General features: G+C 65.2%; 23 protein-coding genes and 1 tRNA gene. 11 read left to right on the forward strand and 13 right to left on the reverse strand.

Annotated elements, in window-relative coordinates:
- The first annotated feature begins 195 nt into the window (after positions 1-195).
- Both metF and B5X78_RS05090 read left to right on the forward strand, forming a co-directional pair.
- Complete coding sequence (gene metF / locus B5X78_RS05085; protein ID WP_079723362.1) at positions 196-1,047, forward strand: methylenetetrahydrofolate reductase [NAD(P)H]; 852 nt, start codon at positions 196-198, stop codon at positions 1,045-1,047.
- An 89-nt stretch (positions 1,048-1,136) separates the two neighbouring features.
- On the forward strand, positions 1,137-1,721 hold the full coding sequence (locus B5X78_RS05090) for a hypothetical protein (RefSeq protein WP_079723363.1): 585 nt from the start codon (positions 1,137-1,139) through the stop codon (positions 1,719-1,721).
- A gap of 40 nt (positions 1,722-1,761) precedes the next feature.
- Here the strand turns inward: B5X78_RS05090 and B5X78_RS05095 are convergent, their stop codons facing one another.
- The 3 genes from B5X78_RS05095 to rimK all read right to left on the reverse strand — a co-directional run bounded on the left by B5X78_RS05095 (position 1,762) and on the right by rimK (position 4,965).
- Positions 1,762-3,093 carry a sensor histidine kinase gene (locus B5X78_RS05095; protein WP_079723364.1) on the reverse strand — a complete coding sequence of 444 codons (1,332 nt, stop codon included), beginning with the start codon at positions 3,091-3,093 and terminating at the stop codon, positions 1,762-1,764.
- Positions 3,080-3,763, reverse strand: coding sequence for a response regulator transcription factor (locus tag B5X78_RS05100; RefSeq protein ID WP_079723365.1), 684 nt, complete (start codon positions 3,761-3,763; stop codon positions 3,080-3,082). Before B5X78_RS05100 ends, B5X78_RS05095 begins: the two co-directional genes overlap by 14 nt.
- 317 nt (positions 3,764-4,080) lie before the next feature.
- Positions 4,081-4,965 (reverse strand): 30S ribosomal protein S6--L-glutamate ligase, encoded by an 885-nt coding sequence (gene rimK / locus B5X78_RS05105; protein ID WP_079723366.1) that lies wholly within the window; start codon positions 4,963-4,965, stop codon positions 4,081-4,083.
- Positions 4,966-5,268: 303 nt separating this feature from the next.
- Here rimK and B5X78_RS05110 point away from each other — a divergent pair, with 303 nt between their 5' ends.
- Complete coding sequence (locus tag B5X78_RS05110) at positions 5,269-5,733, forward strand: hypothetical protein (RefSeq protein WP_139381411.1); 465 nt, start codon at positions 5,269-5,271, stop codon at positions 5,731-5,733.
- Positions 5,734-5,944: 211 nt separating this feature from the next.
- On the opposite strand, the gene B5X78_RS05115 is transcribed toward B5X78_RS05110, so the two are convergent.
- A tRNA-Gly gene (locus tag B5X78_RS05115) sits at positions 5,945-6,018 on the reverse strand.
- A gap of 127 nt (positions 6,019-6,145) precedes the next feature.
- Positions 6,146-7,963: an autotransporter outer membrane beta-barrel domain-containing protein gene (locus B5X78_RS05120; RefSeq protein ID WP_079723368.1), complete on the reverse strand. Its 1,818-nt coding sequence runs from the start codon at positions 7,961-7,963 to the stop codon at positions 6,146-6,148.
- Between the two features lie 160 nt (positions 7,964-8,123).
- Between B5X78_RS05120 and thiS the strand changes: the two genes are divergently transcribed.
- From thiS to B5X78_RS05140, 4 genes are read left to right on the forward strand one after another with little or no spacing between them, the layout of a single operon-like run.
- Positions 8,124-8,324 (forward strand): sulfur carrier protein ThiS, encoded by a 201-nt coding sequence (gene thiS, locus B5X78_RS05125; RefSeq protein ID WP_079724428.1) that lies wholly within the window; start codon positions 8,124-8,126, stop codon positions 8,322-8,324.
- 46 nt (positions 8,325-8,370) lie between these two features.
- The gene (locus tag B5X78_RS05130) at positions 8,371-9,165 is read left to right on the forward strand and encodes a thiazole synthase (protein ID WP_079723369.1); all 795 of its coding nucleotides are present in this window, start codon (positions 8,371-8,373) and stop codon (positions 9,163-9,165) included.
- 4 nt (positions 9,166-9,169) lie between these two features.
- Positions 9,170-9,904: a tRNA (guanosine(46)-N7)-methyltransferase TrmB gene (gene trmB / locus B5X78_RS05135; RefSeq protein ID WP_079723370.1), complete on the forward strand. Its 735-nt coding sequence runs from the start codon at positions 9,170-9,172 to the stop codon at positions 9,902-9,904.
- 39 nt (positions 9,905-9,943) lie between these two features.
- Positions 9,944-11,803, forward strand: a complete 1,860-nt coding sequence (locus tag B5X78_RS05140; RefSeq protein ID WP_079723371.1) for an SLC13 family permease — start codon at positions 9,944-9,946, stop codon at positions 11,801-11,803.
- 19 nt (positions 11,804-11,822) lie between these two features.
- Here the strand turns inward: B5X78_RS05140 and B5X78_RS05145 are convergent, their stop codons facing one another.
- Entirely contained in the window at positions 11,823-12,146 is a 324-nt protein-coding gene (locus B5X78_RS05145) for a Rieske (2Fe-2S) protein (protein WP_079723372.1), read from the reverse strand.
- 103 nt (positions 12,147-12,249) lie between these two features.
- On the opposite strand from B5X78_RS05145, the gene B5X78_RS05150 reads away from it, so the two are divergent.
- The 4 genes from B5X78_RS05150 to B5X78_RS05165 all read left to right on the forward strand — a co-directional run bounded on the left by B5X78_RS05150 (position 12,250) and on the right by B5X78_RS05165 (position 15,273).
- Positions 12,250-12,525 (forward strand): hypothetical protein, encoded by a 276-nt coding sequence (locus B5X78_RS05150; protein WP_079723373.1) that lies wholly within the window; start codon positions 12,250-12,252, stop codon positions 12,523-12,525.
- Positions 12,526-12,578: 53 nt separating this feature from the next.
- A complete protein-coding gene (locus B5X78_RS05155) occupies positions 12,579-13,283 on the forward strand; it encodes a fumarylacetoacetate hydrolase family protein (protein WP_079723374.1) in 705 nt (234 codons plus the stop codon).
- 93 nt (positions 13,284-13,376) lie between these two features.
- The gene (gene mscL, locus B5X78_RS05160) at positions 13,377-13,781 is read left to right on the forward strand and encodes a large-conductance mechanosensitive channel protein MscL (RefSeq protein ID WP_079723375.1); all 405 of its coding nucleotides are present in this window, start codon (positions 13,377-13,379) and stop codon (positions 13,779-13,781) included.
- A gap of 85 nt (positions 13,782-13,866) precedes the next feature.
- Positions 13,867-15,273, forward strand: coding sequence for a M28 family peptidase (locus tag B5X78_RS05165; protein WP_079723376.1), 1,407 nt, complete (start codon positions 13,867-13,869; stop codon positions 15,271-15,273).
- Positions 15,274-15,394: 121 nt separating this feature from the next.
- Here the strand turns inward: B5X78_RS05165 and B5X78_RS05170 are convergent, their stop codons facing one another.
- The 7 genes from B5X78_RS05170 to cysD all read right to left on the reverse strand — a co-directional run bounded on the left by B5X78_RS05170 (position 15,395) and on the right by cysD (position 25,636).
- Positions 15,395-16,357 (reverse strand): TrmH family RNA methyltransferase, encoded by a 963-nt coding sequence (locus B5X78_RS05170; protein ID WP_079723377.1) that lies wholly within the window; start codon positions 16,355-16,357, stop codon positions 15,395-15,397.
- Between the two features lies 1 nt (position 16,358).
- A complete protein-coding gene (locus B5X78_RS05175) occupies positions 16,359-17,798 on the reverse strand; it encodes an alanine/glycine:cation symporter family protein (protein WP_425478712.1) in 1,440 nt (479 codons plus the stop codon).
- Between the two features lie 166 nt (positions 17,799-17,964).
- A complete protein-coding gene (locus B5X78_RS05180; protein ID WP_079724429.1) occupies positions 17,965-18,507 on the reverse strand; it encodes a GNAT family N-acetyltransferase in 543 nt (180 codons plus the stop codon).
- The gene (locus B5X78_RS05185; protein ID WP_079723379.1) at positions 18,500-21,634 is read right to left on the reverse strand and encodes an efflux RND transporter permease subunit; all 3,135 of its coding nucleotides are present in this window, start codon (positions 21,632-21,634) and stop codon (positions 18,500-18,502) included. Before B5X78_RS05185 ends, B5X78_RS05180 begins: the two co-directional genes overlap by 8 nt.
- A gap of 3 nt (positions 21,635-21,637) precedes the next feature.
- On the reverse strand, positions 21,638-22,735 hold the full coding sequence (locus B5X78_RS05190) for an efflux RND transporter periplasmic adaptor subunit (RefSeq protein WP_079723380.1): 1,098 nt from the start codon (positions 22,733-22,735) through the stop codon (positions 21,638-21,640).
- 115 nt (positions 22,736-22,850) lie between these two features.
- The gene (gene cysN, locus B5X78_RS05195; RefSeq protein WP_079723381.1) at positions 22,851-24,725 is read right to left on the reverse strand and encodes a sulfate adenylyltransferase subunit CysN; all 1,875 of its coding nucleotides are present in this window, start codon (positions 24,723-24,725) and stop codon (positions 22,851-22,853) included.
- Complete coding sequence (gene cysD, locus B5X78_RS05200) at positions 24,725-25,636, reverse strand: sulfate adenylyltransferase subunit CysD (protein ID WP_079723382.1); 912 nt, start codon at positions 25,634-25,636, stop codon at positions 24,725-24,727. The genes cysN and cysD overlap by 1 nt, the downstream gene beginning before the upstream one ends.
- Between the last annotated feature and the right edge of the window lie 200 nt (positions 25,637-25,836).

A 25,836-nucleotide genomic window follows, 5' to 3' on the forward strand; every position in this document is an offset into this window, starting at 1 on the left:
ATGCAACGGCCGGTGTGCAGCGATGCACACCGGCCGGTTCGGCGTGCAGCGTGCGTTTGATTTGTACGCAGGTAGCGAACGACAGGCGGCAAATGGGGACATCGTGCCGTAGGAGGGCCTTCAGGCCAGCCCCGATCACTCGCCGCTGCTGCTGTCGGGGCTGAAGCCCCTCCTACAGTTCATCCGGATGGATTCATGACTGACGTATCGGCTGCGACTTCAATTCCCCTGTCCTTCGAGTTCTATCCGCCCAAAACGGATGAGCAGCGCCAGCAGCTGGATCGCACGGCGGAGAAGCTGAAGGCGTACTCGCCCGAATACGTGTCCTGCACCTTCGGCGCCGGCGGCTCGACCTTGAGCTACACCTCCGAAACGGTCCGCCACCTCAACCAGCAGCACGGCTTTTCCGCTGCGCCGCATCTGTCCTGCGTGGGTGGCAGCCGCGAGGAAATCCGCGAGCTGCTCAAGCTGTATCGCGCCATTGGCTGCAAGCGCATCGTCGCCCTGCGCGGTGACCTGCCTTCGGGCATGGGCCACCCCGGCGACCTGCGTTACGCCTCGGAACTGATCGCCTTCATCCGCCAGGAACACGGCGACACCTTCCACATCGAAGTGGGCTGCTATCCGGAATCGCATCCGCAGTCGGAAGACGCGATGTCGGATCTGAAGTATTTCAAGGCCAAGGTGGATGCCGGCGCTGACGGCGCAATTTCCCAGTACTTCTACAACGCCGACGCGTATTTCCATTTCGTCGACGGCGCGCGCAAGCTCGGCGTGGAAATTCCGATCGTGCCGGGCATCATGCCCATCTCCAACTTCTCCCAGCTCAAGCGCTTCTCCGAAGCCTGCGGCGCGGAGATTCCGCGCTGGATCAACAAGCGCATGCAGGCCTATGGTGACGACGCGGAAAGCATCCGCGAATTCGGCGCCGACGTGGTCGCCAAGCTGTGCGAGCAGCTGATTGCCGGCGGCGCACCTGCCCTGCACTTCTACACCTTGAACCTGGCCAAGCCGACCCAGACCATCCTGGCGCGACTTGGCGTGTAAGCCGGCGCCGGGGCGATGCAGCTTGATGGCTCGCCCAGTTCGCATCCAACTTCATGGCAAGCGACACAGCCCGGCGGTAGGCTGTGCGGATGCTTCGTTGCCTGCTGTTCCTGACCCTGCTGCTGTCCGCCGTCGTGGCGGCGCCGGCAGCGCGCGCGCAGGACGCGGTGCATCGCTGCACCGCCATGGACGGTGAGACCGTCTATACCGACAAGAAGTGCGAGGACGTGGGCGCCATGGATCGCCTGCCGCGTATCACCCCCGAGGGCAGCACGAGCTCCACGGGCCTGTATCGCGGCACCTGTTCGCGCACCCTCAGTGACCTGGTCTATCAAATCACCGCCGCGGTGGACGCCCATGACGTCAACCGCCTGGCCGGCGTCTACGATTGGAGCGGCGTCTCCGACGCCGGCGCCAATCGCGTGCTCGACCAGTTGGAGGCCGTGGTCAACCGGCCCCTGGTCGACATCGCGCCAGTGCGCCCCGCACAGCCGGTGACCGATCCGCTGGGTGGCAACGTAGTGGACGCCAACAGTGACGGCTACTACCCGCAGACCAACTCGCAGCGACCCATTGGCCTGCGACTGGAGCAGACGCTGAAGAACAGCGCCACCCCATCGCGTACGGTGTTTGGCTTGCGCCGGTCGTACAAGTGTTTCTGGATCACGCTGTAGCCGAGGCCACAGCGAATCGGCCCACCCATCGCGGGCGTGCTTATTGCTTGGAGAACGACAGCGTGGCGACCACGCCGCGCTCCTCACCCGGTCGCACACCCACTTGCCATCCGTACAAGTCGCACAGACGGCTGACGATCGACAAGCCGATGCCGCCACCTTGCGAGTGACCGGCGTGAGTGCCCCGATAGCCACGTTCGAACAATCGCGTGGCGTCCTGCTGGCTCAAGCCGGGGCCGGAGTCGATGACTTCCACCGCATCATTCAACAGGCGCACGACCACTTCGCCTTCCTGGGTGTATTTGACGGCGTTGCCAATCAGATTGCCCAGCGCCACCGACAGCGCGGATTCCGGTGCATCCACCTTGACCCCGCATTCGCCTTCGATACGCAGCGTCAGCGGCTTGCCGCCCAGCTGCGCACGGTGGGCGTCGAGCAACTGTTCGCAGACGCGTGCCACATCCGAGTTGCCATGCCCCCGCTCGCTGCGCGACAGCAGCAGCAGGGCGCTGATCAGATCGGTGCATTGTTGCTCCGCACGCTGGATGCGCAGGATGCGGGTGCGGGTCTTCTCGTCCAGGCCCTGCCGCGACAGCAACAGTTCGACCGAGCCGCGGATGATCGCCAATGGCGTACGCAGTTCGTGGCTGACGTCGGCATTGAATTCGCGGTCACGCTGCACCACTTCGGTCAGGCGTTCGGAATAGTCATCCAGCGCCTTGGCCAGTTCGCCCACCTCGTCTTCCGGGAAATGCGCCGCCAGCGGCTGCGGGTCGCTGCTTCCGCGATACGCACGCAGGCGCTGGGCGAGGTTGGACACCGGACTCATCACCCGCGACGCCGACCACCAGCCGATGATCAGCGACAGCACCGCAAACAAGACCACGGCAAAGTACAGCCAACGCTTGAGCTGGATTTCGCCGCGGCGGGTCTGCGTCATGTCGTAGGCAAGGAAGAACCACTCATCCGGTTCCTTGCGTACCGCCAGCTTGTAGGCGTACGCATTGCCGTCCTCGTCGGTACCGGTGACGTTGTGGTTGCCGTTGGGCAGGTCAATCCAGTCGGGAAACTCACCGCGCAGGCGTTCGCTGTCCGGCGCGAACACGTAGGCGCGCATCTGCTGGACGCGGATCTGCGGGTTCTTGCTGGGGTTGAGATAGAACTGGCGACGGTATTCATCGATGTTCTGATTCATCACGTCTTCCACCAGCTGCGTTTCCACGCGCTGGCGGGCCATGTCGGTCAGATAGGCAAACAACCCGGTCAGGCCGGTGCCCAGCAGGAAGAACGACAGGATGATGCGGGTGCGCAGCCGATGGCGGTACTTGGCCGCGCGCACCGCGGCCGGACGCTTGGGCTCAGCTGTTGGCATCGGGCGCGGCGATCCGGTAGCCGATGCCGTGGCGGGTCTGGATCAACGGCACGTCGAAGGGCTTGTCCACCACCGCGCGCAGGCCGTGGATATGCACGCGCAGCGAATCCGAATCAGGCAGTTCCTCGCCCCAGACGCGCGTTTCCAATTCCTGGCGGGTGACCACGGCCGGCGAGGCTTCCATCAATGCCTGCAGGATCTTAAGCGCGGTCGGGTTGAGCTGCAGCAGCTTGGCCTGGCGGCGCACTTCCAGGGTATCCAGGTTGTATTCCAGATCGCCCACTTCCAGCACGCGCGTCTGCACGCCCTTGCCGCGGCGCGAGAGCGCATTCAGGCGCACCTCCACTTCCTGCAGGGCGAAGGGTTTGATGAGGTAGTCGTCGGCGCCGGAGTCGAAGCCGGCCAGCTTGTTGTCCAGCGAATCACGGGCGGTGAGCATCAGCACCGGGGTCTGCTTGCGCGCTTCGTTGCGCAGCTTGCGGCAGACTTCCAGCCCGTCCATGCCGGGCAGGTTGAGGTCGAGCACGATGGCGTCGAACTCGTGCACCACCGCCAGGTGCAGGCCGGTGACGCCGTCGGCCGCAAAATCGACGGTATGGCCTCGTTCTTCGAGGTAGTCGCCAAGATTGGCGGCGATATCGCTGTTGTCTTCAATGACCAGAATGCGCATGACGATTCCTAAAGTGGGGTCTGTACGACCGCCGTCCCCCTGGCAGGGTTCCGGGCTCTGCCAATGAATTTAACAAATTCCCCCGCCCTGCCCCTCACTTGTCCTGCACGAACGCAAGACAAGAAAAAGCCCAGGCGGGCGGGCGCCAGCCTGGGCCAAGTTGTGCCCCGATTACCGTAATCCTGTGCTTTCCAGAAGATGCCTAATCCAGGAGGGCGCAGAGCTAGCGGTCCCGCCAAGGCTACGCGCGATTCGATTAAACGACCGTTAAAGCCCGCGTTAATTCCATGTGAAATCCGGACCGTTCCGTCACGGATTCAGCCTGAACAGGCAGCCGCCTCGGCGATGTGTTCAACCACCGCCCCGGCCACGTCCACGCCGCCTACCCCTTCGATACCTTCCAGGCCGGGGGTCGAGTTGACCTCCAGCACCAGCGGCCCGCGCTGGGAGCGGATCAGGTCTACGCCGGCGACGCCCAGGCCCAGCACCTGCGCCGCCCTTACCGCCACGGCACGCTCCTCCTCGGTGGATTCCACCGGCTCGGCAGTGCCGCCGCGATGAAGGTTGGAGCGGAAGTCGCCCTCCGGTGCCTGGCGGCGCATCGAGGCGATGACCTTGCCGCCCACGACGAAGCAGCGCAGGTCGGCGCCCTGGGCTTCGGCAATGAATTCCTGCACCACGAAGTTGGCGTACAGACCGCGCAGGGCCTCGATGACGCTGCGCGAGGCCGACGGCTTCTCGGTCAGCATCACCCCGGCGCCCTGCGCGCCCTCGTTGAGCTTGATGACGTGCGGCGGCGGTCCCAGCATCGACAGCAGATCGACGGTGTCGTCCGGGTTGTCGCCGAACACCGTGATCGGCAAGTCGATGCCCTGCGCCGCCAGCAATTGGTGCGCGCGCAGCTTGTCGCGCGCGCGCAGGATGGCGTCGGACGGATTGGGGGTGTAGGTGCCCATCATCTCGAACTGCCGCAGGACTGCAGTGCCGTAGCGGGTGACCGAGGAGCCGATGCGCGGAATCACCGCGTCGTAGCCCTTGATGGGCTTGCCCATGTAATGCATCTGGAAGCTGCCGGACGCAATGCGCATGTAGCAGCGCAGCGGATCCAGCACGCGCGCGCTATGCCCGTGTTCGCGCGCCGCCTCGACCAGCCTGCGGGTGGAGTACAGCTTGCTGTTGCGGGAGAGGATGGCGAGTTTCATGGCGCATTCTGGCGGCGGTCTTGTTGCCAAAGGATGGCACGCTCCCAGTCGCCTGGCGATGACGAATCGCGACATTCCAAAGGGCGACTCACAGATGGCGCCCGACTCCCTCGGGACACCGTTCAAAGGCTAGGATTGGCCGTCACTCATCGTATTCGGTTCCAAGTGGACGGAAACAGGGCCAGGAAGGCAACCGTTGTATTTCAGGATCGGATCGACGCCGCACTTGGGGAACGAAAGAACGACCATCTCGCCGACTCTTTTCTTCCGGTCGAAGTACGGATTGATGGAGCACGGTGCGTGGTGAATGTACGCGTCTACTACTCCAATCACTGCTGGACCAGGACGCGCAAGGACGAGCCGGAAGATACGGTTCTCTTCTACGAGCACCATTCCGATTGGGTTGACGAGCGCGTCTTCTGCGAGACCCGCTGGAAGTTTTCGTTGCAGCTTCCCGAGATAGTGGCTTCCCTCCCGCACTCACTGTGCTTGCGGGGCAGGTCAAAGCAAATCTTCTATCGAGTGAAGGCCGATGAAAGCAAGGATGGCTACGCAGGCTGGTATGTGTGCGCCCGATTGCGTGCGATCCAGAAGAAGCAGGAAATTACGCTGAGCATTCGCAGCGTCCACTACAGAACCAATCGTCCCGAAGACACCCGCGGAGGTCCCCAGCGGTTCTGGGCCCTGTTCTGGGATTTCTACAAGGATCTGCGCAGCAATCACGATTGGGTGGCCGCGGGCGAGGCAAAAATAAACCCCCCGGAGTAACCGGGGGGTTCAGGAAGAAATGCCGGGCCTCTTGGATATCCCTGCACTTTGGCGGGGACCAGACGGTTCATAACCACTGGTGGCATGGGCGCTACCCTGTCGGGACACCGGCTATCGCGCTCCACATGGTCATGCTAACAAGGTGCCAGCCCCGGCGGCAACGCGGCTTGGGAAGTGCGTTCACCGCAGCGCGCGGCTCATGCCACAAAGGTGGAGCGGGTGATGGGAATCGAACCCACGCTAGCAGCTTGGGAAGCTGCAGTTCTACCATTGAACTACACCCGCGACGGGCAGAGTCTATGCCCTGCCTCATGGCCAATGCAATGCAACTCGCCTCGCGTGTCCATGGCCAGTGGAAAGCAAGAAAAAACGGCGCCTTGTGGCGCCGTTTTCCGTGCATCCCTGCCAGCGATCAGAACGTGCCGCTGAGCGTGGCGAAGAACGTGGCGTTGTTGCCATCCTTCTGCCCGACCGTGGCGCTGGCGCCGATGTCGGCATGCAGGCCGAACACCTCGGTGCGTGCACCGACCAGGAAGGTGCCGTAGTTGCGATCGAAGTTCAGGCCCGGCACCGCATAGGGCATCACGCCCGGCATCGACTGCAGGCTGGCGAACAGCTGTTCCGGCGTCTTCTCGAACTCGTGGTCGTAGGTCAGCTGCGCATAGGGACGCAGGTGCTCGGTGGCCTGGATGCTGGCCTTCCAGCCCACGCTGCCGACCAGCGAATCGAAGTCCTGATCCTGGTAGGTCAACGCCGTGGAGCTGGCATTGCTTTCGCTGTAGCCGTCCAGCTTGATCTGCTGGCTCAGGATGCTGGCCACCGGGCCATGGCGGACGATGCCCTGTTCGAAGTCGTAGCCTGCGCTCAGGCCCACCGACAGGTTGCTGCCGTCCGGCGAGCCACTGTGGGTGCGGCTGGTCGGACCCAGGTTGATCTTGCGATCCACGTCATAGCTCAACCAGGTGTAGCTGATCTGGCCATTGACCCACAGCTGGTCCTGGTACCAGCCAGCAAAGCCACCCAGGGTGGTGTCCTGCTGCTTGAACTCGCCCAGGCTGTTGCCGTAGTCCTGCTTGCCACTGCCGTAGCCGGCGAAACCGCCGAACACGAAGTCGCCGCGGGCCCAGTCGATGCCGAACGTGCCTGCGGGGGTGATGCCGTCGAAGTCGCCTTCGTCATAACGCATCTGATCGCCGCGCAGGTCGCCCCACCAGCGCACGCCATCGGCTTCCGGCTTGCCATCGACGTGATTGCTCACGCGGTCGGCGCGCGAACGGCCGGTGACCGAAGCCGTGTAGGTCAGCACACCGATCTGGCGCGGACCTTCCAGCACCGAGATCGCGTAGGCGCCCAGCATCTGGTGCGCCGCCAGCGACGGGTGCACGCCATCGGCGAAGGCATAGGTGCCGGCCGCACCGGGCGTCACGTAGTTCGACGGCAGGCAGGTGAGCGAGCTGGTTGCGCCGCAGGCCGGCGTGGTGACGTTGGCGAAACCGTACTGCGCCGGCGAGGAAGTGATCTCGCGCAGGAAGTTGAAGGTATCCAGCGGAATCACCCGTAGGCCCTGCGACTGCAAGCCGTTGTACAACGCGGCGTTGTACATCGAGGCCAGCTGGGTGGCGCCGGGATTGCCCAGGAACGCGGGCGTGCGACCCAGGTCCGGGATGTTCGGCACCAGGATGTACTGCGCGCCGCTCTGCTTGAGCGTGGCGACGATGCCCACTTCCGAGGTCACCGCGGCGCCGATGATCGCCGGCGCCTGGCCGGGGTTGGCGACTGCGCCGAACAGGTTGTTGGCGCCGCCCCAGACCGTGTACAGCGCGTTGGGATCGGCGCGTCCGCCGTTGGTGGCCAGGTAGCTGCCGAGCTGGGTGGTCATGCCCGGCACCTGCACGGTGATCGGGCCGACATTGGTGGTGGTGTCGGTGCCGGTGGTGGCACCGCCCCAGGCGTAATTGGTACCGCCCTGGTTGGCGCTGACCGCGCCGGTGCCATACCACTGCGCGACGAACTCGGACCAGACAAAGCCGGGGTTGGTGGTGAAACGGCCGGCCACGGCCGCAGCGGGGTTGAGCTGCACCAAGGTCGGGCGGAACGAGCCCGAGTCGGTCAGGCTGTCGCCGAAGAACACGGTCTGCGAGTACGGACTGGTCTGGGCGAAGGCCGGCGCTGCCGCCAGAGCCAGGGCCAAGGCCAGGGCGCGGCGCACGGGCCGTTGGGTCAATTTCATGGATGTCTCTCCGAGGCTGATGTTCTAGTTATGGTCATGGCCGCCGTCGCTCTCCCGTACGGCTGCGCATGGCCCTATCGTTTCACCATGGCCCGGGCCATTCACGCTGCGTCGCGTCATGACGGGTGCGCAGGCCGCGCTCAGCGGCGACAATGGCGGCATGGACATCCTGCTCAATGGCGAAGCCCGCCAGACGCCTCCCCTCCAGACCGTGGCCGACCTGTTGCAGAGCGAGGGCCTGGCCGAACGCCGGGTCGCCGTGGAAGTGAACGGCGAGATCATTCCGCGCGGGCTGCACGCCACGCACGCACTGCAGGCCGGCGATCGCATCGAGATCGTCCACGCCCTGGGCGGCGGCTGAGGCGGCAAACACCCCGGCCGCCGACAACATCGGCGATAATCCCGGAATGCCTCACGACGCCCACACCGACCCGCTGGTGATAGCGGGAAAAAGCTACCGATCCCGCCTTCTCACCGGCACCGGCAAGTTCAAGGATTTCGAAGAGACCCGCCTGGCCACTGACGCCGCGGGCGCTGAAATCGTCACTGTCGCCATCCGCCGCACCAACCTGGGCCAGTCGCCCAACGAGCCCAACCTGCTCGATGTGCTGCCGCCGGACCGTTACACCATCCTGCCCAACACCGCCGGCTGCTACACCGCCGAAGACGCCGTGCGCACCTGCCGCCTGGCGCGCGAGCTGCTCGATGGCCATACCCTGGTCAAGCTGGAAGTGCTGGGCGATCAGAAGACCCTGTATCCGGACGTGGTGCAGACCCTGACCGCCGCCGAGCAACTGGTGGCCGACGGCTTCCAGGTGATGGTCTACACCAGCGATGACCCCATCCTGGCGCGCCGTCTGGAAGAAATCGGCTGCGTGGCGGTGATGCCACTGGCCGCGCCGATTGGCTCGGGCTTGGGCATCCAGAACAAGTACAACCTGCTGGAAATCATCGAGAGCGCCAAGGTGCCGGTGCTGGTCGATGCCGGCGTGGGCACCGCCTCGGACGCCGCGATCGCCATGGAGCTGGGCTGCGACGGCGTGCTGATGAACACCGCCATCGCCGGTGCACGCAGTCCGATCCTGATGGCCAGCGCCATGCGCAAGGCGGTGGAAGCCGGGCGTGAAGCGTTCCTGGCCGGGCGCATCCCGCGCAAGCGCAATGCCTCCGCCTCCAGCCCCATCGACGGTCTGATTGGTTGAGGCAATGACCGATCCGTTTTCCAGCGCCGGCGCCAAGACCCCACCCAAGCCGTTCACGGTGACCGAAGGCCGGCGCGAAGTGCGCAGCTTCGTGCTGCGCCAGGGCCGCTTCACCGAGGCACAGCAACGCGCCTTTGATGATCAGTGGCCGCGATTCGGGCTCAACTATCACGGCCAGGTGCGCGATTTCGACGCCGACTTCGGCCGCACAGCGCCGCGCGTGCTGGAAATCGGCTTCGGCAACGGCGAGGCCCTGCGCTTTGCCGTGGGCCACGATCCGGAACGCGACTACATCGGTATCGAGGTGCATGCACCTGGCGTGGGCCGGCTGCTGAATGCGCTCGCGCAGGATGATCGCGACAACGTGCGCCTGTACCACCACGACGCGGTGGAAGTGCTGCGCAACGAAATTGCCGATGGCGCGCTCGATGAGGTGCGCATCTACTTTCCGGATCCCTGGCACAAGAAGCGCCACAACAAGCGCCGGCTGATCCAGCCCGAGTTCGCCCAGCTGCTGGTGAGCAAACTGCGCAGCGGTGGCCGCTTGCATGCGGCCACCGACTGGCAGGACTATGCCGAGCAGATGTGGGACGTGCTGGACGCCACACCCGGTCTGAGCAATCGCGCCGGTCCGCGCGGCCAGGTGTCGCGCCCGTCGTGGCGGCCGCAGACGCATTTCGAGACCCGCGGCCAGAAGCTCGGCCATGGCGTCTGGGATCTGCTGTACGACCGCGCATGACCCTGCATCGCCGCACGCCGCCAGGAACCTGATCGCGACATGGAAAACGCGCTGACGCTGACCAACGATATGAAGCTCGTGCTCGGGCTGGTCGGCTTCACGATGGCGATGTTCCTGTTCCAGCGCATCCGCGCCGATCTGGTAGCGCTGGTGGTGTTGGTGGTGCTGGGCGTCACTGGCCTGATTGCCCCGGAGGAGATCTTCGGCGGCTTCTCCGGCAACGCGGTGATGAGCATCATCGCCACCATGATCCTGGGCGCCGGCCTGGACCGTACCGGCGCATTGAACCGGCTCGCTACCTGGTTGCTGCGGCGCGGCCATGGCGTCGAACAACGCCTGCTGTTGATGACCACGGCCATTGCCGGGCTCAACTCGTCCTTCATGCAGAACCCCTCGGTCATGGCCCTGTTCATGCCGGTGGCCTCACGCCTGTCCTCGCGCACCAGTCTCTCGCTGCAGCGCCTGCTGCTGCCGATTGCCGCGGCCATCGTGATGGGCGGCGCGCTGACCATGGTCGGTAATTCACCGCTGATCCTGCTCAACGATCTGCTGGTCTCGGCCAACAACAACCTGCCCTCGGGCATGGCTACGCTGGAGCCGCTGCGCATGTTTGCGCCGCTGCCAATTGGCGTGGCGCTGCTGATCGCCTCGCTGCTGTACTTCCGTTACTACGGCGACAAGAAGCTCAAGGAAGAGACCGAAACCAACGTCACCCCCGCGCGCACCGAGAGCTACTTCGCCAACACCTACGGCATCGAAGGCGATGTGTTCGAATTGATCGTCACCGCCGAGAGCCCGCTGGTGGGCATGTCGCTGGGCGAAGCCGAAGCCATGCACGACGCGCCGCTGATGCTCGCCCTGCAGACCGGTAACGACACCCGTCTGGCGCCGCCGGCCGACATGCGCATCTGGGTGGGCAGCGTGCTGGGCGTGATGGGTCCGCGCCAGCAGGTGGCCGACTTTGGCCAAAACCATTTCCTGCGCCTGTCCTCGCGCCTGCGCCACTTTGGCGATCTGTTCAATCCCAGCCGCGCCGGCATTTCCGAGGCGGTGATTCCACCTACCTCCAAATTGATCGGCAAGACCGCCGCCGAGCTGCGTCTGCGCAAGCAATCCGGCATCAGCCTGCTGGCGATCAACCGCGACAAGAAAGTACTGCGCGAAGACGTGCGCAAGATCCCGTTGCGTGCCGGCGACATGCTGGTGTTCCACAGTATCTGGCAGGACCTGCATCTGGCCGCGGAAAGCCGCGACTTCGTGGTGGTCACCGACTATCCCAAGGGCGAGCAGCGGCCGCACAAGTTCAAGATCGCCATGACGATCTTCGCGCTGACCATCATCATCGCCCTGACCTCCAAGCTGCCGGTGTCGCTGACCCTGATGACTGGCGTGGCCGGCATGTTGCTGACCGGCGTGCTGCGCATGGACGAGGCCTACGCGGCGATCAACTGGAAGACCGTGTTCCTGATGGCCGGGCTGATTCCGCTGGGCTGGGCAATGGACAGCAGCGGTGCGGCGGCGTGGGTGGCCGGACATACGGTGGAACGCCTGCCCGAAGGCATGCCGGTGTGGCTGATCGAAATCGCCGTGGCCTTGCTGACCACCTTGTTCTCGCTGGTGATCAGCCATGTCGGCGCGACCATCGTGATGGTGCCGATGGCGATCAACCTGGCCTTGGCGGCGGGCGGCAATCCCACCGCGTTCGCGCTGATCGTGGCCTTGTCGGCCTCCAACAACCTGATGACCGCGTCCAATCCAGTCATCTCGATGGTCACCGGCCCGGCCAACTACACCTCGCGGCAGATGTGGCGCGTGGGTGGGCCGTTGTCGCTGATCTATACGGTGGTGGTGGTGCTGGCCGTCAACGCCTTGTTCTGGTGGAACGGTCGCGCGGCGTGAGATGTAGGAGGGGCTTCAATCAGCCAACGTTGACCTTGCCGTCTACGACGCTGACTGCCACCGCACGCAGCGAGTCGCCGCGGCATGGACCGGCGACGCAATCACCGCGCTGCAATTCGAATGACGCGCCATGCGCGGCGCAGACCAGATGACCTTCGCGACTCTTGAGGAACTTGCCCGGCGCCCAATCCAGGCGTCGGCCCGCGTGCGGACAGATGTTGAGCCAGGCGCGCACGCTGCCACCTTCGCGGAACAGAATCACCGATTCGCTGTCGCCATCGATTTCGGCCTCGACTTCGGCGAACCCACCGTCTTCTATGTTGTCAAGCGTAATCGTCGTCATGGGCCTGATTAACGAACTTCTCACACGGTCATGTTTCTGTCACCGGATACTTGTCGCCACCGGCCCCCGCCGCATTGTGTCACGACCCAAAGGTTCGCCCCTCATGTTCGCTCGCAGCTTCCAGTTCAACACCTTCCGTAACGCCTTCTCGCCGCGCAAGCCGCGCCACCCGCTGCTGCGCGTGGCCATGGGCGTGCTGGGCGTGGCCGTGCTGTGCGTGCTGGTGTTCGTGAGCGTGTTCCTGGGCGCGGCAATGATCGCGGCGGGCCTGCTGTTCAAGCTGTTCAAGCAGCGTGGCAAGCCGCTGGCGCGTGATGCGCGCGTGGTCGATGGCGAATTCCGCGTGGTCCGCAAGCCGGCCATTCCACTGTCGCGTTAAACTCGCGGGCCATTCACGCCGCTCCGCCCTGCCGGAGCCCAGCCAGGCCCGCCATGACCGATTTGTTTGCTGCTCCCCAGACGCCGCGCGTAGCCGTGCGTGGCGGCGCGACGTTTCCCGTGCGCCGGATTTTCTGCGTCGGCCGCAACTTTGCTGATCACGCTCGCGAAATGGGCGCCGTCGTGCCCGCCTCGCCGGCCGAGCGCGGCCAGCCGGTGTTCTTCCACAAGCCCGCCGATGCGCTGGTGACCGGCAATCGCGATGTGCCCTACCCGCCTGGCACCCGCGATCTGCACCACGAGGTGGAACTGGTGGCGGCCATTGGCCGCGATGCGCCGGACGGCACGCTGGATCGCGAGACGGCCGCCGCGCTGGTGGTGGCCTATGGCGTGGGCCTGGACCTGACCCGTCGCGATCTGCAGGCCGCCGCCAAGGCCAAGGGCCTGCCCTGGGATACCGGCAAGGGCTTTGATCATTCCGCGCCAATCAGTGAGCTGATCCCGGTCGCGCAGGTGGCCGATCTGGACGCGCTCACGCTCACGCTGCACGTCAACGGCGAGCAACGCCAGCGCGGTGCTCTCTCGGATTTGATCTGGGACGTACCCGACATCCTGATCGAGCTGTCCCGGTTGTACGCGCTCAAGGCCGGCGATCTGGTGTACATGGGCACGCCGGCCGGGGTGGCCGCGCTGCAGGTGGGCGACCGCTTCGAAGCCGATCTGGGTGGCATGGTGCAGCTCAGCGGCGCGATCGTCTGATTCACAACACCAGGATCGCGTAGCGGTCCTGCACGCTGGCCGCGTTATAGTCCGTCACGCAGGCGCGGCCGCGCCGACCAAGAGGAATCCCGCATGGGCATGATCAGCGAGTTCAAGGAATTCATTGCACGCGGCAATGTCATCGACCTGGCCGTCGGTGTGGTGATTGGCGCTGCTTTCGGCAAGATCGTCACCGCCCTGGTCGACAAGATCATCATGCCGCCGATTGGCCTGCTGGTGGGCGGCGTGGATTTCGCCAAGTGGGGCTGGACCCTGCGCGAAGCCACGGTGGATGCGACGGGCAAGGAAGTGCCGGCCGTGATCATCGGCTTCGGCGAATTCTTCAACACGCTGATCCAGTTCGTCATCGTCGCCTTCGCGATCTTCCTGCTGGTCAAGGCGGTCAACCGTCTTTACAAGAAGCAGGCGCCGCCGCCGGCCGCCACCCCGGAAGACGTGCTGCTGCTGCGCGAGATCCGCGATGCCTTGAACAAATAAGCACGCTCACTACGACTTTTTTCACGGTTCGGGAAAGCCGCGTACTGCTACAGTCGCGGCTTTCTTGTTTCAGGGGGACTGAGCAATGCGTCTTGCACCGCTGTTGATCGCACTGAGCCTGGCCTTGCCGGCCGCCGCCGCTGAAAAGCCCACCGCCATCCCGCCCAGCTCGCTCGCCGTGGCCGCGCAGCTGCGCGAACAGGCACTCAAGGACGACACCGGCTGGAAGGTGGTCGAGTCGCTCACCACGGAAGTGGGCCCGCGCCTGGCCGGCAGCGAAGCCGATGCACGCGCCGCGGCCTGGGCCGTGGCCAAGTTCAAGGCGCTGGGATTCGACAAGGTCTGGACCGAGCCGGTGACCTTTCCCAAGTGGGAACGGCGCAGCGAACATGCCGCCGTAATCGGCGCGCATCCGCAGCCCTTGACGATCACCGCGCTCGGCGGCAGCCCCGGTGGCACCGTGCAGGCCGAGGTCGTGCGCTTTGCCGATCTCGCTGCACTGGAAGCCGCGCCGGCGGATTCGCTCAAGGGCAAAATTGCGTTCGTCGATTACCAGATGAAGGCCGACCGCGCCGGCAGTGACTATCGCAACGGCGGTGCCATCCGCTCACGCGGCCCCTCGGCGGCGATCCGCAAGGGCGCCATCGGTTATCTGATGCGCTCGGCGGGCACCGATCAACATCGCGTCCCGCATACCGGCATCACCCGTTTCGATGAAGGCCTGACGCCGGTGCCGTCGGCGGCGCTGGCCACGCCCGATGCCGATCAGCTCAGCCGTCTGCTCTCACGCGGCCCAATCACCGTCAAGCTGGCGCTGGATTGCGGTTGGGATGGCAGCTACACCTCGCAGAATGTCATCGGCGAGATCACCGGCCGCAGCCTGCCGCAGGAAGTGGTGGTGATTGGCGGCCATCTGGATTCCTGGGACCTGGGCACCGGCGCCATCGATGACGCCGCCGGCGTGGGCATCACCATGGCCGCGGGCCACTTGATTGGCCAGCTCAAGCAGGCGCCCAAGCGCACCATCCGCGTCATTGCCTTCGCCAACGAGGAGCAGGGCCTGTACGGCGGCCGTGCCTATGCCGACCAGCATCGGGCCGACGTGCGCAAACATCAGATTGGCGCCGAGAGCGATTTTGGTGCGGGCCGCATCTACGCGTTCAACACCAGCGCGCCGGAGTCTGCACGCGCCGCGACCCAACAAATTGCCGAGGCACTGGCGCCGCTGGGCATCGAGTATCAACCCACAAAGGGTGGCCCGGGTCCGGACATCAGCCCCTTCGCCGCTCATGGCCTAGCCTGGGCCTGGTTGGCGCAGGACGGAACGGATTACTTCAACCTGCACCACACCGCCGACGACACGCTGGACAAGATCGATCCGCAGGCGCTGGCTCAGAATGTCGCCGCGTACACCGTGTTTGCTTACCTCGCCGCAGATGCCGACGGTGGCTTCGGCAGCGAAGCCAAAGAGGTCACGCCACCCAACGAATGAGGTCATCCCACGGTAGGAGGGGCTGATCAGACATTCGTCTGTTGAAAGCCAGCCCCGAAAAAAAGGCCCGCGCTAGCGGGCCTTTTTTCTGGGGAGGTCCCCGAGCCATATCGGGAAAGATTCAATCCCGCTGCTGCCGCCACAGCGCCAGCATCACCGCGGTGGCGGCGGCCACGTTGAGGCTTTCCACCGCGCCGGTGCCCGGAATCGACACCCGCGCATCACAGGCGGCGGCGAGCTTGAGATCCATGCCCTCGCCTTCCGCGCCCATCACGTACACCAGGCGCTCCGGCAGGCCGGTGTCGAACAGATCCATGCCGTCACGCACCATCGTGGCGGCCAGGGCAAAGCCTGCCTCGTGCAGATCATCGATGGCCTCGGCCGGCGCGCCCATGCGCACCAGCGGCACGCGTTCGGCGCCGCCTTCGGCCACGCGCGCCGCAGCGCCGGACACGGCCAGATGCGAGTTGTTCGGCAACAGGATGGCCGACACGCCAAAGTGCGCCGCCGAGCGCAGGATGGCACCGAAGTTGTGCGGATTGCCTACCCCATCCAGCCACAATGCCAACGCCGGGCCCGGCGGCAATTCGCGCAACCAGTCGCGCAGGGCGGCCGGCTCGGACTTCAGCACTTCGGCCACGATGCCTTCGTGGTGCTGGCTGCCGGCCAGCTTGTCCAGATCCTGCTCGGCGACCACGCGATAGCCCACGCGCTGCTTCACGCACCAGGCCAGCAAAGCCTTGAAGCGCGGGATGCGGGTTTCGTCCAGGTAGACCTTGCGGATGGCCTCCGGCCGCTGCTCGAAGACCGCCTGCACGGCGTTGATGCCGTACAGCCGCACCTCGCTGCGGTTGGCGCCCGCGTGCGGCGCGGCCGGCTCGGAGGCGGCCTCGCGGAACTCGTCGCCTGCCCATTCGCGTGAGGGTGCGCGCGCCGCTCGGGGCGGCGCGGCACGCTGCCCGCCGCGTGCGGCGGCGGGTGCACGCGGCTCGCGATGTTCGCGCGGGTCGCGAGGATCACGCGGCCCTTTCGGGCCACCGGGACCACGCGAGGGCGGACGGGTGTTGTCCCAGGGATTGCTCATGTCAGGCCTGCGGCTTGTTCCAGAAATCGGCGTTGCGGATGCCCAGCGCTTGCGGATCGAAGGTGGGGTCCAGGCCCTGCTTCTTCTGCCGCTCGTAATCGCGCAGGGCCAGCATGGCCGGCTTGTGCAGGATCAGGATGGCGATGATGTTGAGCCAGGCCATCAAGCCTACGCCGATGTCGCCCAGCCCCCAAGCCACGCCGGCATTGTGGAAGGCGCCGAAAATCACCATCGAGATGATGCCCAGCCGCAGCAGCAGCACGGTCAGCGGACGACGGCGGTTGCCGTTGACATAGCTGAGGTTGGTCTCGGCCATGTAGTAGTAGGCCATGATGGTGGTGAAGGCGAAGAAGAACAGCGCCACCGCGACAAAGCCGGCGCCCCAGCCGGGCAGCACCGATTCCACCGACGCCTGGGCAAAGCCCGGGCCTTCGGCCACGCCGGCCAGGCCGGAGAACAGGTGCGGTCCACCGTCCGGCGAGTACACGTTGTACTTGCCGGTGGCCAGGATCAGGAAGGCGGTCGCCGTGCACACCATCATGGTGTCGAAGTAAATCGCAAAGGCCTGCACATAGCCCTGCTTGGCCGGATGCGAGACTTCCGCGGCAGCGGCGGCGTGCGGACCGGTACCCTGGCCTGCCTCGTTGGCGTAGATACCGCGCTTGACGCCCCACTCCACCGCCAGGCCCAGCATGGCGCCGAAGGCGGCGTGCGTACCGAAGGCGCTGTCGAAGATGATGCGGAACATGTCCGGCACGCGCTCGGCGTTGAGCAGCATCACGAACACCGCCATGCCGATGTAGCCCAGCGCCATGAAGGGCACCACGACTTCGGCGAAGTTGGCGATGCGCTTGACTCCGCCAAAGATGATCACCGCCAGCAGCAGGGCCACCGCAACGCCCACGCCGAGCTTGAACAGATCACGCGCCGGCATGCCCCACCAGGTGGCGTCCAGGCTGCCGAACAGGCTGCCGTTGTGGAAGACATTGGCCGCGCTGTCGGCAATGGCGTTCGCCTGCACGCCGGGCATCAGGAAACCGGCGGCGGCAATGGTGACGATGGCGAAGGCCAGCGCATACCACTTCAGCCCCATGGCCTTTTCAATGTAGTAGGCCGGACCACCGCGATAGCGGCCTTCCTCGTCCTTGACCTTGTAGATCTGCGCCAGCGTCGACTCGACATAGGAGGTGGAGGCGCCGAGGAAGCCCATCACCCACATCCAGAAGATCGCACCGGGGCCGCCGAAGGCGATGGCCGTGGCCACGCCCGCGATGTTGCCGATGCCGATGCGGCCCGCCATGGACATGGCCAAGGCCTGGAACGAGGACACGCCGGCGTCGGATTTCTGTCCGCCCACGGTCAGGCGAATCATTTCCACGAAGCCGCGCACCTGCATGAAACGCGTGCGCACGGTGAAGAACAGGCCGGCCGCCAGGCACATGAAGATCAGTGCCTTGCTCCAGATGACGCCGTTGATGGCGATGATGATGGATTCCACGCGATAACCCCGGACGGAGGAAGGAAAGGTCCCCCGTCGACAGGGGCCAGGGCGATTCTGGCCGAATTACCGCGCGATTACGAGGCGAATGCCTCGTTGGTGCATCAAATCAGGCTTGTTCCGCGCGGACCCGCGCGTACATCCGCACATCGTGCGGGCGACCGTGCTTGAGGAAAGATTGGCGCAGGATGCCTTCCTGGGCAAAGCCGGCCTTTTCCAGCACGCGCGCCGAGGCCGCGTTCTGGGTCAGCACCACCGCCTGTACGCGATGGATGTCATGGTGCTGCATCAGCCAGGGCACGAAGTCGGCCACGACCCGGCTCATCAGGCCACGCCCCCACAGGCGGCGACCCAACCAGTAGCCCAGTTCGGCGCTGCCCTGGTGATCACCGCCCAGCAGGCGCGCGCCGATGCCGCCACAGGCACGGCCATCCACATCGATCGCAAACACCGGCTCGTCCAGGTTGACCACTTCCCCGGCCAGGAACCGCCAGGCGTCTTCGCGCCGATACGGATGCGGAAAGCGATCGCTCAACGGCGCCGCCACTTCCGCATCGTTGGCATGTCGAATCAACCAGCGCGCATCTTCCGCCTTCCAGCGCCGCAACACGAACCCATCGCCACGCAGGCGCACTTCCTTACCTTCAACCATGTCCACCCACCGACGGTGTCTCGTCTTCCAGTCGTTGCAATTCGTGCGCCACGGCTTCGGGCGATTTCGTGTACGGCGCGAGCAGTGCGTAGAACGCCGGCACCACATACAACGACAACAGCGTCGAGAACGACACGCCAAAAATCACCACCACGCCAATCGTGGCGCGGCTGGCCGAACCCGGACCACCCGCCACCACCAGCGGCACCGCGCCCATCACGGTCGCCACCGAAGTCATCAGGATCGGACGCAGGCGCACCTTGGAAGCTTCGGCGATTGCCTTGGCCACACTCATGCCTTCATCCCGCAACTGGTTGGCGAATTCCACGATCAAGATGCCGTTCTTGGCCGCCAGGCCGATCAACATCACGATACCGATCTGACTGAACAGATTGAGTGTGCCACCCGTCACCCATAGACCGATCAACGCACCCAGCACCGCCAGCGGCACGGTCAGCATGATCACCAGCGGATGGATGAAACTCTCGAACTGCGCGGCCAGCACCAGGTACACGATCAGCAAGGCCATGCCGAAGGTCAGCAGCACGGCGCCGCCGGCCTTCAGGTATTCGCGCGACTCGCCCTTCCAGTCCACCTGTGCATAGTCGGGCAGTTCTTCCTGCGACACCTGCTGCGCCCAGTCCATGGCCTCGCCCAGGGTGTAGCCCGGCGCCAGCGACGCACTCAGGGTGATCGCACGCAGGCGGTTGAAGCGGTTGAACGAACCGGGTTCGGCCACTTCCGACAAGGTCACCAGGTTCGACAACGGGATCAGTTCACCGGCGCCGCCACGCACATAGGTGTTGGTCAGGTCCGCAGGCGTGGCGCGGCGTTCGCGGTCGGCCTGCATCAGCACGTCGTACTCTTCGCCGTTCTCGACAAAGGTGGTGACCTGGCGCGAACCCATCATGGTTTCCAGGGTGCGGCCAATCTCCTGCACCGACACGCCCAGATCCGCGGCGCGGCTGCGGTCGATGTTGACCCGCATCTGCGGACGGGTTTCCTTGTAGTCCGAGTCCACGCCGTACAGGCCGGGATTCTGCTCCATCCGCTCCATCATGCGATCGCGCCACTGCGACAGCTCGTTGTAGTCCGGGCCGCCCAGCACCATGCGGAACGGCTGGCCGCCACCGCGGACCAGGCCGGTGCGCTGCGAAGGCTGCGCGCGGATGCCGGGCATTTCTTCCAGCTGCTTGCGCACCGACTCCAGCACCTGGGTGGTGCTGACATCGCGCTTGTGCCAGTCCTGCAGGAACACGATCACCTGGCCGGTATGCATTTCCTCGCTGGCGCCGAAACCGCCGGGCACGCGCGCGTTGGCGCGCTGGATCGGCTTGTCGTCGCCCACCTGGGTGGCAAACAGTTTTTCCACCTGCTGGATCTGTTTCACCGTGTAATCGAAGCCTGCGCCTTCCGGTCCCTGGATCGAGACGAAGAAGGAGCCGCGATCCTCCAGCGGCGCCAGTTCGCGTGGCACGCGCGAGGCCAGCAGGGCCGCCACACCCAGGCAGATCGCCAGCGTGGCGATCACCAGCACCGCGATGCGCTTGCCGGGCAGGGCCACCAGCCGGGCCACCTGCTGCCCGTAGCCGTCGCTGATGCGATTCAACTGCCGGTTGATGAAGGCGTTGAAGCCCTTGGGCGCGGTGTGCGGACGCACCAGCTTGGACGACATCATCGGCGTCAGCGTCAACGCCACGAAGGCCGAGATGGCCACGGCAGCGGCCAGCGCTACCGACAGCTCGCGGAACAGGCGTCCGGTGTTGCCTTCCATGAAGCCCACCGGCAGGAACACCGCCACCAGCACGGCCGTGGTGGCGATGACGGCGAACGCCACCTGCGAGGTGCCTCGGCGCGCCGCCACCAACGGCGGTTCGCCCAGATCGGCACGGCGCTGGATGTTTTCCAGCACCACGATCGCATCGTCCACCACCAGGCCGATACACAGCACCAGCGCCAGCAGGGTGAGCAGGTTGATCGAGAAGCCGAACGCGTACAACGCGATGAATGAGGTGATCAGGCACACCGGCACCGTCACCGCCGGAATCAACGCCGCGCGCAGGCTGCCCAGGAACAACCAGATCACCAGGAACACCAGCACCATGGCTTCAATCAGGGTGGCGTAGACGCGCTCCACCGACGCCTCGATGAAGATGGTGCTGTCATAGGCGACGAAAATCCTGGTGCCTTCCGGCAGCGTCGGCGCGATGCGTTCGGCCGCTGCCCGCGCCGCACGCGCCACATCCAGCGCATTGGCGGTGGAAGTCTTGACGATGCCCAGGCCCACATTGGGTACGCCGTTGCTGCGGAAGTAGGCACGGCGTTCGGCCGTTCCCAGTTCCACCTTGGCGATGTCGCCCACCCGCACTACGTAGCCATCAGCACCCTTGGACAGCGGCATCTGCGCAAACTGCTCCGCGCTCAGGTAGCCACGCTCGACGCGCAGGGTGAAGTCGCGGGTCTGCGATTCGATGCGGCCCGCGGGCAGCTCGATGTTCTCGCGGCGCAGGGCATTCTCGACATCGCTGGCGGTGATGCCGCGCGCCGCCATGGCGGCGCGGTCCAGCCAGATGCGCATGGCGTAACGCTGCGCACCGCTGATGCGCACCTGCGCCACGCCGTCCAGCGCGGACAGCTGATCGACGATGTAACGATCGGCGTAGTCAGTCAGCTGCAGGGTATCCATCTTGGTGGAACTCATGTTCAACCAGAGGATCACGTCCGCGTCGGCTTCCACCTTCTGCACTTCCGGTGGGTCGGCCTCTTCGGGCATGCGATCCATGACCCGGCTGACCTTGTCGCGCACGTCGTTGGCCGCGGCTTCGATATCACGGCTGAGGGTGAACTCGATGGTCACCTGCGAGCGACCATTGGAACTGCGGGACTCGATGGTCTCGATGCCTTCGATGCCGGCCAGCGCGTCTTCCAGAATCTGGGTGACGCGGGTTTCCACCACGGCGGCCGACGCGCCCGGATAGGTCACCTCCACCGATACCACCGGCGGATCGATGTTGGGCAGCTCGCGCAGGGTCAAACGCAGGAACGACATCACGCCCAGCACGATCAGCAACAGGCTCATCACCACGGCCAGCACCGGCCGCTTGATCGACAGGTCCGAAATTTTCATCGGTCAGCCTTGCTTGCCGGCAGGTGCGGCGGCGGGCTTGGCGGTACCGTCTTCGCGGCCTTCCGTGATGGGCGCGCCGGGACGCAGCTTGCCGGTGCCGTCGATGACGATGCGGTCGCCTGCCTTCACCCCTTCGAGGATTTCCACCACGCCTTCGCGGCGTACGCCCGTGGAAACCTTGGCCTGCTCAACGGTGTTGTCAGGCTTGACCCGGTAGACGAACGAATCGCGCCCCACCTGGACCACGGCAATTTCCGGAATGACCAGCGCCTGCCGCGAAGGCCGGAACAGATTGACGTCCAGCAACAGGCCGGGACGCAGCGCGCGATCCGGATTGTCGAAGGTGGCGCGCACGGTCACCGCACGCGTGGCCGGGTCGACGCGGGCATCGATGGTTTCCACCTTGCCCTCGAACTTGCGGCCGGGATAGGCCGCGGTCACCGCCGACACGGCATCGCCAGGGTGGATGGTGGCCAGGGCCGCTTCCGGCACCTGGAAGTCCACGTACATCCGCGAGATGTCGTCGAGGGTGGCGATTACCGTGGTCGGGGTGATCAGCGAACCCGGGCTGACCTGGCGGATGCCCAGCACGCCGGCAAACGGCGCGCGCACGCTGCGATCACCGATGTCGGCCTTCATCTGCGCCACCCGCGCGGCGGCGGCGTCGCGCAGGGCCAACTGGGTGTCCAGGGTCGAACGCGCCACCAGTTGTTGCTGGGCCAGTTCCTGCTGCCGGTTGTACAGGCGCTGGGCTTCTGCGTACGTGGCCTCGGCCTGCACCAGCGATGCCTGCGCGGCGTCACCGCGCAAGGTCACCAGGGTCTGCCCGGCACGCACGTCCTGCCCGCTTTCGAAATGCACGTCCTGGACAATCTCGCTGACCTTGGCGGTCAGGGTGACGGATTCGTTGGCCTTGGCGGTGCCCAGCGCTTCCAGGCTGTCGTTCCATGACGAGGGCTGGACCGTCTGCGTGGTCACCAGCACCGGTCGATCCCCGCCCTGTCCGCCACCGCCAGCCTGCGCGTTCTTGTCGCCACACGCCGACAGCAACAACAACGCAGCCGCAACGGTGATCGCGCGCCAACCGCTTCCACTCAGCATGTAAAAGTCCGTAATGATCGTTATCCCGCGAAGTGTACCTTCACGTCATGAACGATTTGGGGCATCAACGCGTTGACAAGGGCATGACTGATGACCCTTGCCAGTGACCGAAACGCTACGCCAATCCCAGTTTCTCGAGTACCCGCCGGGCCAGCCGTTCCGGGCTTTCACTGCCGGCATCCAGCCGCAGGTCCGGATGTTCCGGTGCTTCGTAGGGCGAGTCAATGCCGGTGAAGTTGGGAATCTGGCCGGCGCGCGCCTTGCGGTAGAGCCCCTTGACGTCGCGCTGCTCGGCCAGGTCCAGCGGCACGTCGACGAAGATCTCGAGGAATTCGCCTTCGCCGAAGCGCTCGCGCGCCATCTGCCGCTCGGCGCGGAACGGCGAGATGAAGCTGACCAGCACGATCAGCCCGGCCTCGGTCATCAGCTTGGCTACCTCGGCCACCCGGCGGATGTTCTCCACCCGGTCTTCCGGGGTAAAGCCGAGGTCGCGGTTGAGGCCGTGGCGGACGTTGTCGCCATCGAGCAGGAAGCTGTGGAAGCCCAGCGAGTGCAGGCGCTTGTCGACCAGGTTGGCGATGGTCGACTTGCCGGCGCCGGACAGGCCGGTGAACCACAGCACCCGCGGCGACTGCCCCTTGATGCGCGCACGCGCCGCTTTGTCCACGTCAAGGTGCTGCCAGTGCACGTTGCCCGCTCGGCGCAGGGCGAAGTCCAGCGTGCCGGCGGCGACCGTGCGATTGCTCTGCCGGTCGATCAGGATGAAGCCACCCAGGGTGCGGTTGCGCGCGTAGGGCGCAAACACCACCGGTTCTTCCAGGCTGAGGTTGCAGTAGCCGACTTCATTCAACTCCAGCCGCTTGGCCGCCAGGTGCTCCTGGTTGTTGATGTCGACGCGATGCTTGATCTCGCTGACGGTGGCCGACACGGTGCGCGTGCCGATCTTCAGCCAATAGGGCCTGCCTGGCAGCAAGGCCGCATCGTCCATCCACAGCACATGCGCGGCGAATTGATCGGCCACCTCCGGCGGGTCATCGGCGGCGGCGATCACATCGCCCCGGCTGATGTCGATTTCGTCGGCCAGGGTCAGCGTAATCGCCTGGCCCGTCCCGGCCTGCGCCACTGCGCCGTCCGGTCCCAGCACCTGGGTCACGGTGGATCGGCGACCCGAGGGCAGCGCGACCACGGCATCGCCGGCCTGCACCTGGCCGGCCGCAATGGTGCCGGCAAAGCCGCGGAAATTCTGGTTCGGTCGATTGATCCACTGCACCGGCAAACGCAGGCCAGCGGTTTGTTCGCCCGCATCCAGCGAGACGCTGTCCAGATGCTCGAGCAGACTCGGGCCGGTGTACCACGGCGTGCGCGCCGAACGCGTGATCAGATTGTCGCCTTCCAGCGCCGACAGCGGCACTGCCAGCACCTGGGCAATACCCAGCTGCCCGGCCAATGTCTGGTAGGCCTGCGCAATCTCATCGAACACCGCCTGGTCGAATCCGACCAGGTCCATCTTGTTGACCGCCAGCACCACCTTCCGGATGCCCAGCAGCGAAACGATGTAGCTGTGCCGCCGCGTCTGCGTCAGCAAGCCCTTGCGCGCGTCCACCAGCACGATCGCCAGATCCGCGGTGGAGGCGCCAGTGGCCATGTTGCGCGTGTACTGCTCATGGCCCGGGCAATCGGCCACGATGTACTTGCGCTTGTCGGTATCGAAGAATCGGTACGCCACATCGATGGTGATGCCCTGCTCGCGTTCGGCGGCCAGCCCGTCGAGCAGCAACGCGTAGTCGATTTCGCCACCGCGCGTGCCGTGTCGCTGGCTGTCCTTTTCCAGCGCGGCCAGCTGATCGTCGAACAGGCGCTTGCTGTCGTGCAGCAGCCGTCCGATCAGGGTGCTCTTGCCATCGTCGACGCTGCCGCAGGTGATGAAGCGCAGCAGCGGCTTGGTTTCGTGCTGCTTGAGGTAAGCGGCGATGTCGGTGGTCCGGGTCATCAGAAATACCCCTCGAGCTTCTTCTTTTCCATCGAAGCGGAAGGATCCTGATCAATCACCCGGCCTTGCCGCTCGGACGATGTCGCCACCAGCATCTCGGCGATGATCGCTTCCAGGGTTTCGGCTTCCGACTCGATCGCGCCCGTCAGCGGGTAGCAACCCAGCGTGCGGAAGCGCACCTTCTTCAGCTGCGGCGTCTCGCCGGCTGCCAGTGGCAGCCGCTCGTCATCGACCAGAATCAACGCGCCATCGCGTTCGACCACCGGCCGCTCGGCGGCGAAGTACAACGGCACCACCGGAATCGATTCGCGGTAGATGTACAGCCAGATATCCAGCTCGGTCCAGTTCGACAGCGGAAACACCCGCACGCTCTCGCCCTTGTGGATGCGCGCGTTGTACAGGTCCCACAGTTCCGGCCGCTGGTTCTTGGGGTCCCAGCGGTGCTTGTCATTGCGGAACGAGAACACGCGCTCCTTGGCGCGCGACTTTTCCTCGTCGCGGCGGGCGCCGCCGATGGCCGCATCGAAACCGAACTGATCCAGCGCCTGTTTCAGGCCCTGGGTCTTCATGATGTCGGTGTGCACGGTGGCGCCGTGGCTGATCGGCCCGACGTCCTGGGCAATGCCGTCGGGATTGATGTGCACGCGCAGGTCCACGCCGGTCTCGGCCGCACGCCGATCACGGAAGGCGATCATCTCGCGGAACTTCCAGCGCGTATCCACATGCAGCAGCGGAATCGGCGGGCGCCCCGGCGCAAACGCCTTGAGCAGCAGGTGCAGCAGCACCGAGCTGTCCTTGCCCACGGAATACAGCAGCACCGGGTTGCCGAACTCGGCGGCAACCTCGCGCAGGATGTGGATGCTTTCGGCTTCCAGGCGGTCCAGGTGGGACAGTCGTGCGTCTGCGCTCATCAATTCAGCGGTTGGAGTGAAGGAACAAACCGGCGCAAAGCGTACCAGCTGACGCCGCTACCCCCGCCTGGGGGCCGGCCAGCATCCTCCTGCCGGCCCGGGCGCTGGAAATAAGCCCAGGCGATAAGGCCATAACCAGACGTCCTTTCAGACTGGCACAACGAGTTTCTAACATCGACTTCCACCCCGCGCATGGCGAT

It is taken from the genome of Pseudoxanthomonas indica, from assembly GCF_900167565.1.
GTDB lineage: Bacteria > Pseudomonadota > Gammaproteobacteria > Xanthomonadales > Xanthomonadaceae > Pseudoxanthomonas_A > Pseudoxanthomonas_A indica.